10 protein-coding genes are annotated in these 14,223 nt (G+C 69.6%); 7 read left to right on the forward strand and 3 right to left on the reverse strand.

The genetic code is table 11. The features are described 5' to 3' along the window. Positions 1 to 159: 159 nt before the first annotated feature. The 3 genes from smc to ACFO8M_RS02330 are packed head-to-tail and all read left to right on the forward strand — an operon-like array spanning position 160 to position 5,716. Positions 160 to 3,705: a chromosome segregation protein SMC gene (gene smc / locus ACFO8M_RS02320; RefSeq protein ID WP_387969931.1), complete on the forward strand. Its 3,546-nt coding sequence runs from the start codon at positions 160 to 162 to the stop codon at positions 3,703 to 3,705. A 51-nt stretch (positions 3,706 to 3,756) separates the two neighbouring features. Beyond that, a complete protein-coding gene (gene ftsY, locus ACFO8M_RS02325; RefSeq protein WP_387969933.1) occupies positions 3,757 to 4,887 on the forward strand; it encodes a signal recognition particle-docking protein FtsY in 1,131 nt (376 codons plus the stop codon). A 40-nt stretch (positions 4,888 to 4,927) separates the two neighbouring features. Beyond that, positions 4,928 to 5,716 carry a phosphotransferase enzyme family protein gene (locus ACFO8M_RS02330; RefSeq protein WP_387969936.1) on the forward strand — a complete coding sequence of 263 codons (789 nt, stop codon included), beginning with the start codon at positions 4,928 to 4,930 and terminating at the stop codon, positions 5,714 to 5,716. Between the two features lie 449 nt (positions 5,717 to 6,165). On the opposite strand, the gene ACFO8M_RS02335 is transcribed toward ACFO8M_RS02330, so the two are convergent. Then, positions 6,166 to 7,437: a transglutaminase domain-containing protein gene (locus tag ACFO8M_RS02335; RefSeq protein ID WP_387969939.1), complete on the reverse strand. Its 1,272-nt coding sequence runs from the start codon at positions 7,435 to 7,437 to the stop codon at positions 6,166 to 6,168. 214 nt (positions 7,438 to 7,651) lie between these two features. Here ACFO8M_RS02335 and ACFO8M_RS02340 point away from each other — a divergent pair, with 214 nt between their 5' ends. Next, positions 7,652 to 7,864 (forward strand): hypothetical protein, encoded by a 213-nt coding sequence (locus ACFO8M_RS02340; RefSeq protein WP_387969942.1) that lies wholly within the window; start codon positions 7,652 to 7,654, stop codon positions 7,862 to 7,864. Positions 7,865 to 7,921: 57 nt separating this feature from the next. On the opposite strand, the gene ACFO8M_RS02345 is transcribed toward ACFO8M_RS02340, so the two are convergent. Further along, positions 7,922 to 9,331 (reverse strand): cellulase family glycosylhydrolase, encoded by a 1,410-nt coding sequence (locus ACFO8M_RS02345; protein ID WP_387969945.1) that lies wholly within the window; start codon positions 9,329 to 9,331, stop codon positions 7,922 to 7,924. A 160-nt stretch (positions 9,332 to 9,491) separates the two neighbouring features. Then, the gene (locus ACFO8M_RS02350) at positions 9,492 to 10,541 is read right to left on the reverse strand and encodes a LacI family DNA-binding transcriptional regulator (protein WP_387969948.1); all 1,050 of its coding nucleotides are present in this window, start codon (positions 10,539 to 10,541) and stop codon (positions 9,492 to 9,494) included. Positions 10,542 to 10,798: 257 nt separating this feature from the next. Between ACFO8M_RS02350 and ACFO8M_RS02355 the strand changes: the two genes are divergently transcribed. From ACFO8M_RS02355 to ACFO8M_RS02365, 3 genes are all read left to right on the forward strand, one after another. Next, the gene (locus tag ACFO8M_RS02355; protein WP_387969951.1) at positions 10,799 to 12,070 is read left to right on the forward strand and encodes an extracellular solute-binding protein; all 1,272 of its coding nucleotides are present in this window, start codon (positions 10,799 to 10,801) and stop codon (positions 12,068 to 12,070) included. A gap of 73 nt (positions 12,071 to 12,143) precedes the next feature. Further along, complete coding sequence (locus ACFO8M_RS02360; RefSeq protein WP_387969953.1) at positions 12,144 to 13,127, forward strand: carbohydrate ABC transporter permease; 984 nt, start codon at positions 12,144 to 12,146, stop codon at positions 13,125 to 13,127. Then, on the forward strand, positions 13,124 to 14,065 hold the full coding sequence (locus ACFO8M_RS02365; protein ID WP_387969956.1) for a carbohydrate ABC transporter permease: 942 nt from the start codon (positions 13,124 to 13,126) through the stop codon (positions 14,063 to 14,065). Before ACFO8M_RS02360 ends, ACFO8M_RS02365 begins: the two co-directional genes overlap by 4 nt. The last annotated feature ends 158 nt before the right edge of the window (positions 14,066 to 14,223 follow it).

Raw genomic sequence — 14,223 nt, forward strand, 5'->3', positions numbered from 1 at the left:
GCATTGCCATGTGTGGGCCCTGAACGCCCTGCGACTGCCGCCGATCCCTCCCCGGTTCGCCCCCTTTGGGGCCTTTGATATGCCCCTCTTCCGCATGACGGCCTTGTAGGCTGGGACGGTCCCGCACCCTAACCGACGTACACCAGCCCGGAGCGACCGTTGTACCTGAAGAGCCTCACACTGAAGGGCTTCAAGTCCTTCGCCTCGGCCACGACCCTGCGCTTCGAACCGGGGATCACCTGCGTCGTGGGTCCCAACGGCTCCGGGAAGTCCAATGTCGTCGACGCCATCGCCTGGGTCCTCGGCGAGCAGGGCGCGAAGTCCCTGCGCGGCGGCAAGATGGAGGACGTCATCTTCGCCGGCACCACCGGCCGCCCCGCCCTCGGCCGCGCCGAGGTCACCCTCACCATCGACAACTCCGACGGCGCCATCCCCATCGACTACTCCGAAGTCTCGATCACCCGCCGCATGTTCCGCTCCGGCGAAGGCGAATACGAGATCAACGGCGACCGCTGCCGCCTCCTCGACGTCCAGGACCTCCTCTCCGACGCCGGCATCGGCCGCGAGATGCACGTCCTCGTCGGCCAGGGCAAGCTCGACTCCTATCTGCACGCCCGCCCCGAAGACCGCCGCGCGTTCATCGAAGAGGCCGCCGGCGTCCTCAAGCACCGCAAGCGCAAAGAGAAGGCCCTCCGCAAGCTCGAAGGCATGCAGGGCAACCTCGACCGCCTCGCCGACCTCACCGGCGAACTCCGCCGCCAGCTCAAGCCCCTCGGCCGCCAGGCCGAACTCGCCCGCCGCGCCCAGACCATCCAGATGGACCTGCGCGAGGCCCGCCTGCGCCTCCTCGCCGACGACCTCACCTCCCTGCGCGGCAACATCGCCAAGGACCTCGCCGACGAAGAGGCCCTGAAGGAACGCAAGGACGTGCTCGCCGACGAGCACGAGCGCCTCTCCCTCCAAGTCAACGAGATCGAAGCCGCGCACACCGCCGACAAGCCGCGCCTGGCCCGCCTCCAGGAGACCTGGTACCGGCTCCAAGCCGTCGCCGAACGCCTCCGCTCCACCGCGCAGCTCGCCGCCGAACGCCGCCGCTACCTCTCCGAGGGCACCGGCGACGACCGCGCCGGACGCGACCCCGAAGTCCTCGAGACCGAAGCCGAACGCATCCGCGAGCAGGAGATCGAACTCCGCGAGTCCATCGCGGAGGACTCCGAACGCCTCGCCTCCGCTGTAGAGGCCCGCGAGGAGACCGAGACCGCGCTGGCCGACGCCGAGCAGCGGATCGTCACCGCAGTCAAGGCCGCCGCCGAGCGCCGCGAAGCCCTCGCCACCCTGCGCGGCCGCGTCGACTCCCTCCAGACCCGCACCGCCGCAGCCGCCGAAGAGCTCGAACGCGCCGCCGTCGCCCTCGCCGAAGCCCGCGAACGCGCCGAGACCGCCGCCGAGGCCTACGCCGAGGCCGAGGCCGAGAACGAAGCGGTCGAATCCAACACCGAGTTCGACGAGGCCGTCACCGAAGCCAAGGCCCGCGTCGCCGCCGCCAAGGCCGAAGTGGACCGCCTCCAGGCCGCCGAACGCGAGGCCGACCGCGAAGCCTCCCAGTGGGCCGCCCGCGAAGAAGCCCTCGCCGTCGGACTGCGCCGCAAGGACGGCGCCGCCTCCCTCCTCGCCCGCGACGACGTCGTGCCCGGCGTCCTCGGCTCCGTCGCCGCCCTCCTCACCGTCGAACCCGGCTTCGAGCCGGTGCTCGCCGCCGCGCTCGGCCGCCTCGCCGACGCCATCGCCGTCACCGGCCCCGCGACCGCCGCCGGTGCGCTGCAGCTACTCCGCGACGAAGACGGCGGCCAGGCCTCGTTCCTCATCGCCGGCGCGCAAGCCCACGCTGACGTCCCGCCGGGCCTCAAAGCCGTCGCCGACACCGTCGCCGCCCCCGGCGAACTCGCCTCCACAGTGCGCGCCGTCCTCGCCGGCATGGTCGTCGCCGACGACCTCGACGCCGCCCGCGCCATCGTGGACGCCCACCCGCAGCTCACTGCCGTCACCCGCGACGGCGACGTGCTCGGCGCCGCCACCGCCCACGGCGGCTCCGCCAAAGGCCAGTCCTACATCGAGATCCAGGCCGCCGTCGACGAGGCCCGCGACCGCAAGGTCGCCGCCGAATCCCTTGCCGCCGGGCTCCGCGAGCAGTTCGAGGCCGCACGCGAGGCCCACGCCGAAGCCGAGACCGCCGCCGAGGAGGTCCGCAACGCCCAGCGCCAGGCCGAGGCCGCGCGGAGCGTCGTCGCCCGCCGCCTCGCCGAACTCGGGGCCGCCGCCCGCAGCGCCGAAGCCGAGGTCGCCCGCCTCCAGCAGGCCAAGGACCGCGCCCAGACCGCCCGCGAGACCGACACCGCCGGACTCTCCGACCTCGAAGCCCGCCTTGAGGAACTCGAATCGCTCCCCGCGATCGAGGAGCCCTCCACCGACGAGCGCGACGTCCTCTCCCGCGAACTCGAAGCCGCCCGCCAGAACGAGATGGAGACCCGCCTCTCCGTCCGCACCGCCGAGGAGCGCGCCTCCGCGCTCGCCGGACGCGCCGACGCCCTCGCCCGCCAGGCCCAGTCCGAACGCGCCGCCCGCGCCCGCGCCGAGGCCCGCCGCGACGCCCGCGCCCGCGGCGCCACCGTCGCCGCCCTCGTCGCCGAGGCCGCCGCGAACGCCGGCGTCGAGCTCACCGACTCCCTCGAAGCCGCCGCGATCGAACGCGACCGCGTCGCCGCCGAGCAGACCCGCCGCGAAGCCGCCCTCGCCGACCTGCGCAACCGCGCCGGCGCGACGGCCGCCGAGCTCGAACGGATCACCTCCGCCGCCCACCGCGACGAGGTCGCCCGCGCCGAGCAGCGCATGCGCATCGAGCAGCTCGAAGAGAAGGCCGGCGCCGAGTTCGGCGTCGACATCGAGACGCTCCTCGCCGAATACGGTCCCGACCAGCCCGTGCCGCCCACGGCCGAAGAGGTCGACGCCGCAGCGGAGAAGGGCAAGGGCGAACCCGAGCCGTACGAGTTCGACCGCGCCACCATGGAGAAGCGCGCCGCCCGCGGCGAACGCGAACTCAAACTCCTCGGCAAGGTCAACCCGCTCGCGCTCGAAGAGTTCGCGGCCCTGGAAGAGCGCTACAAGTTCCTCAACGAGCAGCTCGAAGACGTCAAGAAGACCCGTGCCGACCTCACCACGGTCGTCAAGGAAGTGGACGACCGGATCCAGCAGGTCTTCGCCGAGGCCTTCGCCGACACCGCCCGCGAGTTCGAGAACGTCTTCCAGACCGTCTTCCCCGGCGGCGAGGGCCGCATCCTGCTCACCGACCCCGACGACATGCTCCACTCCGGTGTCGAGGTCGAGGCCCGCCCGCCCGGCAAGAAGGTCAAACGGCTCTCGCTGCTCTCGGGCGGCGAGCGGTCCCTGACCGCGCTGGCGCTGCTGGTCGCGATCTTCCGGGCCCGCCCCAGCCCGTTCTACCTGATGGACGAGGTGGAGGCGGCGCTCGACGATGTGAACCTCGGCCGCCTGCTCGACCTCCTGCGCCAGCTCCAGGAGAACTCGCAGCTGCTCATCATCACGCACCAGAAGCGCACGATGGAGATCGGCGACGCGCTGTACGGCGTGACGATGCGCGCGGGTGTCACGCAGGTCATCAGCCAGAAGTTCTCCCGCGAAGAGGACTGAGGGCCTCCCAGTACAGTGGTTGTCGGTCGACAACTCGTGGAGGACTTTCCTGTGGACAACCTGTGGATCTGGCTGGTCGCAGCCGTCGTCGCTATTGCGGCTGTCGTCGGCATCGCTCTCGCGGTGCGCGCGTCCAGGTCGAAGTCGGCGCCGGTCGCGACCGTCGAGCCGAAGCCGCAGGTCGAGGCGGAGACCGAGACCGCTGAGCCCGAGGCAGTACCCGCGGTACCGACTATCGAGAAGCCCGAGCCCGTCGAGGGCCGTCTCGTGCGGCTGCGTTCGCGCCTGGCCCGCTCGAACAGCGCGCTCGGCAAGGGCCTGCTGGCCCTCCTGGCGAGCGACAAGCTCGACGACGACGTGTGGGACGAGGTCGAGGAGACGCTCCTGACCGCCGACGTCGGCATGGCCGACACGACCGCCGTGGTCGAGAGCCTTCGCGAGCGCGTCAAGGTCCTCGGCACCCGCGACCCCGAAGAGCTGCGCCGCCTGCTCAAGGCCGAGCTCACCGCCGTCCTCGAGCCCGGGCTCGACCGCTCCATCGCCACCGTCTCGCCCTCGGGTGAGGGCCCGGCCGTGATCATGATGGTCGGCGTCAACGGCTCCGGCAAGACCACGACCTGCGGCCGCGTCGCCCGGGTGCTCATCGCCGAAGACAAGACCGTGCTCATGGGCGCGGCCGACACGTTCCGCGCCGCCGCCGCCGAGCAGCTGGAGACCTGGGGTTCGCGCGTGGGCGCCAAGGTGATCCGCCGCGGCGAGGGCGCCGACCCCGCGTCCGTGGCCTTCGACGCCGTGAAGGCCGGGGCCGAGGAGGGCGCCGACATCGTCCTGATCGACACCGCCGGGCGGCTCCAGAACAAGGCCGGGCTGATGGACGAGCTCGGGAAGGTCAAGCGGGTCGTCGAGAAGCAGGGCCCCGTGGCCGAGACGCTGCTCGTGCTCGACGCCACGACCGGCCAGAACGGACTCCAGCAGGCGAAGGTCTTCGGCGAGGTCTGCGACGTCACCGGCATCGTGCTGACGAAGCTCGACGGCAGTGCCAAGGGCGGGATCGTGATCGCGGTTCAGCGGCAGTTGGGGGTACCGGTTAAGCTGGTCGGACTCGGGGAGGGGCCGGACGACCTGGCCCCGTTCGAGGTCGAAGCGTTCGTCGACGCGATTGTCGACGGCGCCGAGTCCTGACGACCCCCTTTCATCGAGACGGCAGGCACAGCGGGGACCGGTGAGCCAAGACGAGATTCCGCTGATCGGCGGTAACACGAGCACGGTCATCCGGCTGGGGGACACGGTCCGCCGGAACACGGGACCCTGGACTCCCGCGGTCCATGCGCTGCTGCGGCACCTCGACGGTGCCGGATTCACGGGTTCGCCGAGGGTGCTGGGCATCGACGAGCACGCCCGGGAGGTGCTCTCGTTCGTCGAGGGCGAGCCGGGCAAGTATCCGCTGGCGCCGCACTGGACGACCGACGAGACCATGGTCGCGGTGGCGAAGATGCTGCGGATGTTCCACGACGCGCAGTTCGGTTTCCGGCCGCCTCCGGGCGCGACCTGGCGGTCCTTCGGGCCGCCGCCGCCGGACACCGAGGTGATCTGCCACCACGACGCCGCGCCGCACAACGTGGTCTGGCGGCCCGACGGGACGCTCTCGCTCATCGACTTCGACCTGGCGAGCCCCGGCGCGCGGATCTACGACGTGGCGTACGCGGCCTGGACCTGGGTGCCGGTCTTCACCGACCGGGACTCGATCACGTTGGGCTGGAAGAAGCCCGACCGCGCGCGGCGGCTGCGGATGTTCGCCGACGCCTACGGGCTCTCCGACCGCGACCGCCAGCGCTTCATCAAGGTGATCCGCAAGCGGATCGTGGACCACATCGAGGGGATCCGGCGGATGGCCCAGGCGGGCGATCCGGCTTTCGAGCGGATCGTCGAGAAGGGACACCTGCGCCGTCCGGCGCGGGACCTGCGTCTGCTTGACGCCGAGCGCTACATCCTCGACGAGGCGCTGCGCTAATTTACGTCTCCGCAAGCGTTCGACGAGGGTGCTAATTTACGTCTCCGCAAGCGTTCGACGCGGCTGCTAATTTACGTCTCGGCAGGCGTTCGACGAGGCGGCGTTAGCCAAGGAGTCGATCCTCCGCGACGAAGACCCGCCGACGAGCCGGGAGCCGGGGGTCTTCGTCTGTCCGCAAGGCCTTCAAGGGAAGGCTGGAGCGGCACCGCAGGAATGGAGCGCTCCCAGTGACGGCGGACCTGGTCGGTCGCCGTTCGCGGATGGGTGGTGCGCCGCCGAGGTGCGGCTTCTCGATGGATTTGAGGGAAGTGAAGCAAACGTACCGTGCGAGCGCTTGCCTGTCAATAGATAGGCAAATGTCAATATCCAGAGTATTCGGGCGCCCCGGCCTGCCTGCACAACATGGCGCGTGCCAGGTCGCATACGCCCGGTGCGGTCGGACTCGGGTGTCAGGCCGCGGTCCAGCGCAGTTCACGGGAGGCCAACGGACCGTACGGGGTCACCGCCGCGATGTCGGCCCGGTGCTCACCCGGGTCTCGGTCGAGGGCCCGAGCGAACCGACGCTTGCCCTGCGGCCCTTGCACCACGATCATCTCGCCGTCCCAGGTGCCGCCGATCGCGAACGGGTGCACCGGCTTCAGCTCCACCGCCGGAACGCCGTCCAACGCCGTCACACCGACCGCGAGATCCGACAGCCGCGGATAGGCCTCGGCGCTGTCGCGCACGAGCCGCTCGGTGGCGAGCACTTGGCCGTCCTGGAACACCGGCACGAAACCCGCGGGCTCCCAGGCGATCCCGGTGACCGAGGCGTGCGCGAAGTACGCCGCCCACAGTCCCGGGTCCCTCATAGGCGCGCGCGGCCCCACGTGCACCGGCCGCGCGGGACGTTCGCGCGCCTGCAGTTCCGGCAGGCTCAGCGGCCTCGCGTGCTCGTCGGCCCAGTACGCCCCGTGCTGGCCGTCGAGCAGCACCCACTGGTCGAGGTCGTCGATCCAGGCCTCGGCGACGGCGTGGCCCTGGCCCACCCCGTCGTGGTAGTCCCCGCGCCGCAGCCAGACCCGCCGCGCCGGGATCCGCAAGGCATTGAGCCCCTGGGCGAGCACGATCGAGTATTCGACGCACGAGTAGCGCGCGCCGTTCGCGACCTGCTCCAGCACGTCGAGCGCGTCACCGGCGTTGATACGGGCGTTGGCGTGCCGCCACAGACCCGCCGTCCACCCCAGCAGCGCCTTCGCGGTCTCCCAGGCCCCCGCGGCGGGCCGCGGGAGGCGCGGCAGCAGTTGCGGCTCGCGGTGGGCCTCGGCGCGGTCGAGTCGCAGCGGTGCGGCCGGTCCCGGCTCGGGCCAGGCCGTCAGCCGCAGCGCCGGCCGGGGCACGTTCGTCCGGGCGCGTTCCAGCACGAGCGCCCAGTCCGGGTCCGTGCCGAACGCGTTCGAGAGCTCGGGCTCGAACAGGTCGATCTGGTGGAATCCGGCCTCGATCGCCTCGTCGAGCCGCGACCGCGCGTTCTTGAGCCCCACTTTTTGGGCGGCGATCGCGAGCGACGGCGCCCAGAGGTCGCGCCAGAACTCGGTGTCGGCGCGCAGGGTCCGTTCGAGGTCCAGGAGCGTCCACCAGCGGGCGCCGCGCATGGCGTCCTGCGCGACCGTGCGGACGCGCGCGAGCTTCGCGGGGCTGTGCGGCGGGCCGGCCTGCGAGGGGCGCCGACTGGTCTGGGTCATGCGTATGAGGGTAGTCACCGGTTCGCGACGCGCAAAGCCCGTTGTGCCGGGGACGCGCAGACGCTAGAGTGGGCGGCATGATCCTTTAGAAGAGATTCGGCCGCCCTCTACGATGGGGCCGCCAATACGACTGAGTGCCAAGTTCTCGAGACGTCGAGTTTGACTCCGTTTCGCGCTCACGTCTCTTCACTCTCTACCCGAAAAGGGGAAGCGTATGACCGCCGAAGCTCCCGAGCCCCAAGAGGCCGAAGAAGAATCCGCCGCTGAAGAGCCCTTGAACCGCGAGCAGCGCCGTGCGCTCGCCCGCGGCAAGAAGGCCTCCAAGACCACCGGCCACCAGCCGATCGCCTCCAAGAAGGGGAACGTGCGTTCCCAGATGGCGAAGGGCGGGCCGGCCAAGTTCCAGCTCCCCACCAAGAACGGCTGATCTGACAGCGCAATGGGCGGCGGACCACTTGGTCCGCCGCCCGTTTTCATGCTCTGACTAGATCGCTTCGCAGGTCACGGCCGGGGTTCCGGTCGGGCCGGACGCGATGAAGCCGAAGACCTCGCGGCTCTGGCCGCTGGCGACGGTGGCGTTCCAGCCCACGTCCTCCGCGGTCACGTTCGCTCCCGACGTCGTGAGGTCGGCGTTCCAGCTGCTCGTGATCGTGGTGCCGCCGGCCCACGTCCAAGTGAGCCGCCAGCCGTCGACCGCCGCGCCGGTGGCGGTGATGACGGCTTTGCCCTGCCAGCCCGAGCCCCAGGTGCTGACGACGCTGACGGCCGCCGCGCAGTCGCCCTCGGCAGGACCGCCCGTGGTCGGGTCCTCAGAGGGGCTCGTGGTCGGGTCGGTCGGGTCCGGGTCGTCGCCGTAGACGCTCGCACGCTCGGCGGTGTTCCCGATGCCGTTGGCGGAGTTGAAGATCCGCTCCCCGTAGGTGGTCATCTGGTTCGGGTCGAAGTTGAGCACCTGGTCGAGGATCGGGTCGGTGTTGCCCGAGTAGGACCAGCCGATCCAGCCGATGCCGCGCGCCTGCGCCTCCGACTGGATGGTCTCCCAGGCGACGACCTGGCCCTGGTGGGTGTCGGCGTACTCGCCGACGATGAGCGGCAGGTCCATCGCCTCGAAGGCGTCGAAGTAGTCGATCACCGACTGCGCGGTGCCGTAGACCTGGTACATGTGCACCGAGAACAGCGTGTTGCCGAGCGGGTCGGCCGCCGCCACAGTGGGTGCGTTGTCGCGCATCACGTAGGCCCAGTCCTGGCCCCAGGACGGCGCGTCCACGACGAGGGTGTGCTCGAAGCCGATCGAGCGCATCCGCTCGACCGCGTCCACGGTCGCCTGCGTCCACTGCTGCGGGTTGGTGTTGCCGATCGGTTCGTTGCCGATGTTGATGAGGGTGTAGGCCTCTTCGCCCTCCAGGACGCTGAAGACGCTCTCCCAGTAGTCGACGGCCTGGTCGAGGGTGGCCGCGGCGGCGTCCTCGCCGTATCCGGTGGTGTCGTGGACCTCCAGGACGCAGATCAGTCGCTGCGCCTTGCATTCGTCGACGATCTGCTGGAGCCGGGCGGCGCTGGTGGCGCCCCAGGAGCGGTGGCCGGAGCCGAGGACGACGCGGACGGTGTTGGCGCCCAGGTCGCTGATCTCGCCGAAGCTCGCGAACTCGCCTTGGTACCAGACGTCGGGGTGGGTGGAGCCGCGCATGACGAACGGGTTGCCGTTGGCGTCGATCAGCTGCGTGCCGTCGATCGAGAAGCCGCCCTGCTGCTGCGCTCCGGCGGGGACGAGCTGCCAGACGCCCGCGAAGACGATCGCGAGCGTGGCGGCGGCCGCCATGAGCCACTTGCGCATTCGGCGGCGGTGTGACAGTCGACGCCGTGCCGGGGCGGCGTCGGTCGTGTCAAGTTCCATGTCGATCCCATCTGTAGGTTCGGGTCTGAGGTGAAGCGGTTAATCCCTACCTCAACATAGAGAACCATAAATATCGATGGGGTTCAAGACGTGTCGTGGGTTCGTCCTGAGGGGCGAGTTGAAACCGATGCTGGAGCGTCGATCGTGACGTGTTGGGGCCCTAAGCTGGAGCCGGCCCCGTCGAACCGCGTGGGGACAGCTGCGCGGGCGCGCACTGAACCGCGAAAGTTCGGGGTTCGGCACCCGCGGGCTCGCTCGCCTTGTTGGCGCCGATCAGCGTCAGCAGCACTTCGGCGCACTTGGAGCCGTACGCCGGTATGTCCCGCGTCAGCGAGGTGAGCGCGGGGTGGGTCAGGCGGCACAGGGGCGAGTCGTCCCAGGCCACGATCGAGAGCTGCTCGGGGATCTCCAGGCCGAGCTCGTGGGCGACGCCGAGTCCGGCCACGGCCATCACGTCGTTGTCGAAGATGATCGCGGTGGGGCGCTTGGCAGAAGAGAGCAGCCGCCTTGTGATCTGGGCGCCCTGCTCACCCGTGTAGTCACTGTGGACGGTGGTGAGCGATTCGAAGTCGAGGCCTGTCGCGGTGTCGACGTAGGCCTTGTCGCGGATCGCGGTGTGCAGCAGCCCGGGGATGCCGGCCACGCGGGCCACGCGCCGGTGTCCCAGCGTGTACAGGTACTCGAGGATGTCCTGGGACGGTTCGGCGTCGTCGTGCCAGACCGCCGGGATCCGCGCGCCCTCGATGGGGCCGCCCACGGCGACGGCGGGCAGGCCCAGGTCGGCGACGAAGTCGAGCCGCCGGTCCGAGGTGCCCACGTCGCACAGCAGCACGCCGTCGACGCGCCGCTCGGCCCACCAGCGCCGGTAGACCTCCAGCTCCTCCTCGACGGTGCCGACGATCTGGAGGGTGAGGCCGAACGATCCGGCCGACAGCGTGGCCTCGATGCCGCTGATGAGCTCCATGAAGTACGGCTCGATGCCGATGGTGCGCGCCGAGCGGCGCAGCGCGATCCCCACCGCCTGCGCGGACGCGACCGACAGGGACCTGGCGGCCCGGTTCGGGACGAAGCCCATCTCGGCGGCGATGGCGAGGATCTTGGCCCGCGTGGCCTCCGAGACGCCGGGTCTTCCGTTGAGCGCGTAGGAGACCGCGCCTTTCGACACGCCGGCCGCTGCGGCGATGTCGGCGATGGTCACTCGCCTGGTCATCGGCGGTCCTCTCTGGGCTCGATCTCGGTTTCCAGACTGTAGCGCACGACGCAAGCGAACCGGTTCAGCCACAGTCGTTCGAGACATCGACATGCATGATTTCAATTCGGTCACGGTGCGGTCAAGGGATTGACTGACTGTGATCTGGGATATAGGTTCGGGTCACTTATCCGGTTAAGCACTGCGGCCTCACGAGGCCCATGGGACCCGCCGTGCGCGCCGGTGAACCCCTTCCCCTGAACGGAGTGAACGTCACCGTGATCTCGAGAACCAAGCGTTTCAGCGCGGCCGCCGCGGCGGCCGCGATCGCGCTCACCGCAGCCGCCTGCTCCGACGGCGGCGGGGGCGGCGGCGGCACCACGATGGAAGAGGAGAACGTCGACTCGATCACCATCTGGCACACCGGCGACGCCTCCCAGCAGCCGATGATCGAAGCCGTCGGCGTCCTCTTCGAGGCCGAGCACGACGTCAAGGTCGAGGTCGAGATCGTCGACTGGGCCGACGCCCACACCAAGTTCCTCACCGCCATCCAGAGCGGCGACGGCCCCGACATCTTCACCGGCGGCCTCTCCTGGGGCATCGAGTTCGGCGAGCTCGGCGGCCTGGTCGACCTGCGCCAGTACGACACCCAGAACCTCGAGGACAACGTGATCGAAGGGCTCTGGCAGTCCATCGAGTCCCCGGGCGGCGAGCTCTACGGCGTCCCGCTCAACATGACGACCTACTCGATGTTCTACCGCTCCGACATCCTGGAGGCGGAGGGCATCGCGGTCCCGGCCACGTGGGACGAGATGGACGCGGCCATCATCAAGCTCCAGGCCGCCGGCTACGAGACCCCCTTCGCCGCCACCTGGGAGCCCATCGGCTGGCTCGACTGGTTCAACTACATGCACCAGGCCGGCGGCAGCCTCTACAGCGAGGACTGCTCCGAGATCACCATCGACTCGCCCGAGGTCGTCGAGGGCACCGAGTACTGGGCCAAGCGCTTCAGCGAGCAGAACGTCCCCACCGACCAGCCCGACCTCGGCGTCGGCATGTCCGCGGGCGAGTACGTGTTCGCCACCGGCGGTTCCTGGAACTACGACACCCTCACCGTCGGCTTCCCCGAACTCGAAGGCAAGTGGACCTCCGCCCCGCTCCCGGCCGGCCCAGCCAACGCCGGTTCCTTCATCGGCGGCAACGTCATCGGCGTCATGGGGCAGTCCGAGGCACCGGGCACCTCCGCCGCGTTCATCGACATGGTCTACTCCGACGAAGGCGTCGCCGCGATGCTGGCGACCGCCGCCGAGAACAACGTCCTGTGGCTGCCCCCGCGCACCGACAAGGTCATGGACACCCACCTCGACGACGCCAACAAGACGACCCTGACCTCGATCTTCGAGACCTCCGTCGGCCCGCCCAACTGCTCCGGCTGGGAGCCGTCGTCCCCCGACGTCCAGCTCGCCCTGCAGTCCATTGTGCTCGACGGTGTCCCGGTCAAGGAGGCCCTCGCCGCCGCCAAGACCGCGATGGAAGCCAACCAGAAGTAGCAGTCTCCCGGGTGGGGCGCGGCGCCGAAGCGCTGCGCCGCCCCCGCCCGCCTCACCGCCTCGGAGAACTCCCTTGACCCTCAAGCAGACCGCAGGCCCCGAGCGGGCCGAAGCGCCCGGCCCGGACGCCGGGCCCGCACCGCGCCGCGGCCGACCGTCCCACCGCCTCCAGCGCTACGGCCCCGCCTACGCCATGCTGCTGCCCTTCGCGCTGCTGTTCACCGTCTTCCTGATCTACCCGCTCGGCCGCTCGTTCTACTACTCGCTCACCGACTTCAACGGCATCAAGGCCCCCGAGTTCGTCGGCTTCGACAACTTCACCGAGCTGTTCCGGGGCGACGACCGCTTCCACAAGGCCATCTGGAACACCCTCAAGTACGTCGTCTTCTCGGTGGTCCTCACCATCGCCCTCGGCCTGGTCCTGGCCGTCGCCTTCAAGACCACCTCGATGCGCGACCGCCTGATGCGCACCATCCTGTTCCTGCCCTCGGTCTCCGCCGGCGTCGGCGTGATCCTGGTGTGGCGCTGGATCTTCATGGTCGACTCCTGGGGCCTGGGCAACACCGTCGTCCGCTTCTTCGGCGGCGAGAACCGCGCCTGGCTCGCCGAACCGGCCGTGAGCATCCCCGTCCTGGTCGCCATGGCCGTCTGGGGCGGCGCGGGCTACGCGATGGTCCTCTTCGTCGCCGGCATCAACGCCATCCCCGACGAGCTGTACGAGCAGGCCTCCATCGACGGCGCCTCCAAGGGCCGCCAGTTCTGGCACATCACGCTGCCGCTGCTGCGCCCCGTGCTCGTCTTCGTCATCATCACCTCGACGATCGGCGCGTTCCAGATCTTCGAGCCGGTCTACCTGCTGTGGCGCCGCTCCGCCTCGATCGTCGGCGGCCCGCTCGACAGCGCCCTCACGATCGTCCCCTACCTCTACGACATGGGCTTCAACCGGTTCCAGCTCGGCTACGCCTCCGCCATCGCCTGGGTCCTGTTCCTCATCATCTTCCTGGTCACCCTGGTCCAGTTGCGAGTCACGAAGACCTTCAAGGAGTTCGAGAAGTGAGCGCCAAGACCCTCGCCGCAGCAGATCAAGTCTCTCAAAAGCCCGATACCAAGCGGCCCAGGAAGTTCAACCTCGCCGCCGAACTGGTCCGCCTCCCGCTCTACCTGTGGGCCGCCGTGGTGCTCATCCCGTTCTGGTGGATGATCATCGCCGCGTTCAAAACCGTGCCCGAGCTGATGCAGAACCCGCCGACGTTCTACCCGAAGGACCCGTCCCTGGACTCCTTCTACGACCCGTCCCTCGGCGACAAGGACAGCGTGCCCGGCGTCTTCCAGCGCTGGGAGGAGGTCGCGGGCGGCTTCTTCCGCTTCGCCGCCAACACCTTCGGCATCACCGTGGTCGTCACCGTCCTGAGCCTGCTCATCGCCTCGCTCGCGGCCTACATGCTCACCAAGACCCAGGCCCCCGGCCGCCGCGTCGTGTTCGTGGTCATCATCTCCTCGATGATGATCCCCTGGCAGGTCAGCCTCATCCCGAACTACCTGCTCACCTCCGACCTCGGCATGACCGACTCCTACCTCGGCTACATCATCCCCGGGCTCGCGAAATCCTTCGTCGTGTTCTTCCTGGTGCAGTACCTGCGGTCGATCCCCGACGACCTGGTGCACGCCGCGCGCGTTGATGGGGCCAGCGAATGGCGGATCTGGTGGCAGATCGTCCTGCCGCTGCTGCGCCCCGCGCTGGCGGCGATGGCGATCTTCGTCGCACTGGGGGAGTGGAACAACTTCCTGTGGCCGCTCATCATCATCCGCACCGACGAGCTGTTCAACCTGCCTGTGGCGCTGTCGAACCTGAACAACACGATCGTCTCCAGCCCGGGGTCGATGGGCGTGGCGATGGCCGCCTCGATGCTGGCTACGCTGCCGACGGTGGTGTTCTTCTTCCTGTTCCAGAAGCACTTCATCAAGGGCATCGCCCTCTCGGGAATCAAGGCGTGAGCAACGCGGCGATGCCCTTGATGAAGCAGCAGCGCAGCATCATGGGCGAAGCCCATAAGGGCATCGCCCTCTCGGGAATCAAGGCGTGAGCAACGCGGCGATGCCCTTGATGAAGCAGCAGCGCAGCATCATGGGCGAAGCCCATAAGGGCATCGCCC

Origin of the sequence: Glycomyces rhizosphaerae (assembly GCF_042647865.1) — a bacterium.
GTDB classification, from domain to species: domain Bacteria; phylum Actinomycetota; class Actinomycetes; order Mycobacteriales; family Micromonosporaceae; genus Glycomyces; species Glycomyces rhizosphaerae.

Bases quoted from the DNA above. Each gene is read 5' to 3' on its own strand.
- ACFO8M_RS02340 (WP_387969942.1), top strand. From the start codon at position 7,652: ATGACCGCCGAAGCTCCCGAGCCCCAAGAGGCCGAAGAAGAATCCGCC.
- ACFO8M_RS02335 (WP_387969939.1), bottom strand. From the start codon at position 7,437: ATGACCCAGACCAGTCGGCGCCCCTCGCAGGCCGGCCCGCCGCACAGC.
- ACFO8M_RS02350 (WP_387969948.1), bottom strand. From the start codon at position 10,541: ATGACCAGGCGAGTGACCATCGCCGACATCGCCGCAGCGGCCGGCGTG.
- ACFO8M_RS02345 (WP_387969945.1), bottom strand. From the start codon at position 9,331: ATGGAACTTGACACGACCGACGCCGCCCCGGCACGGCGTCGACTGTCA.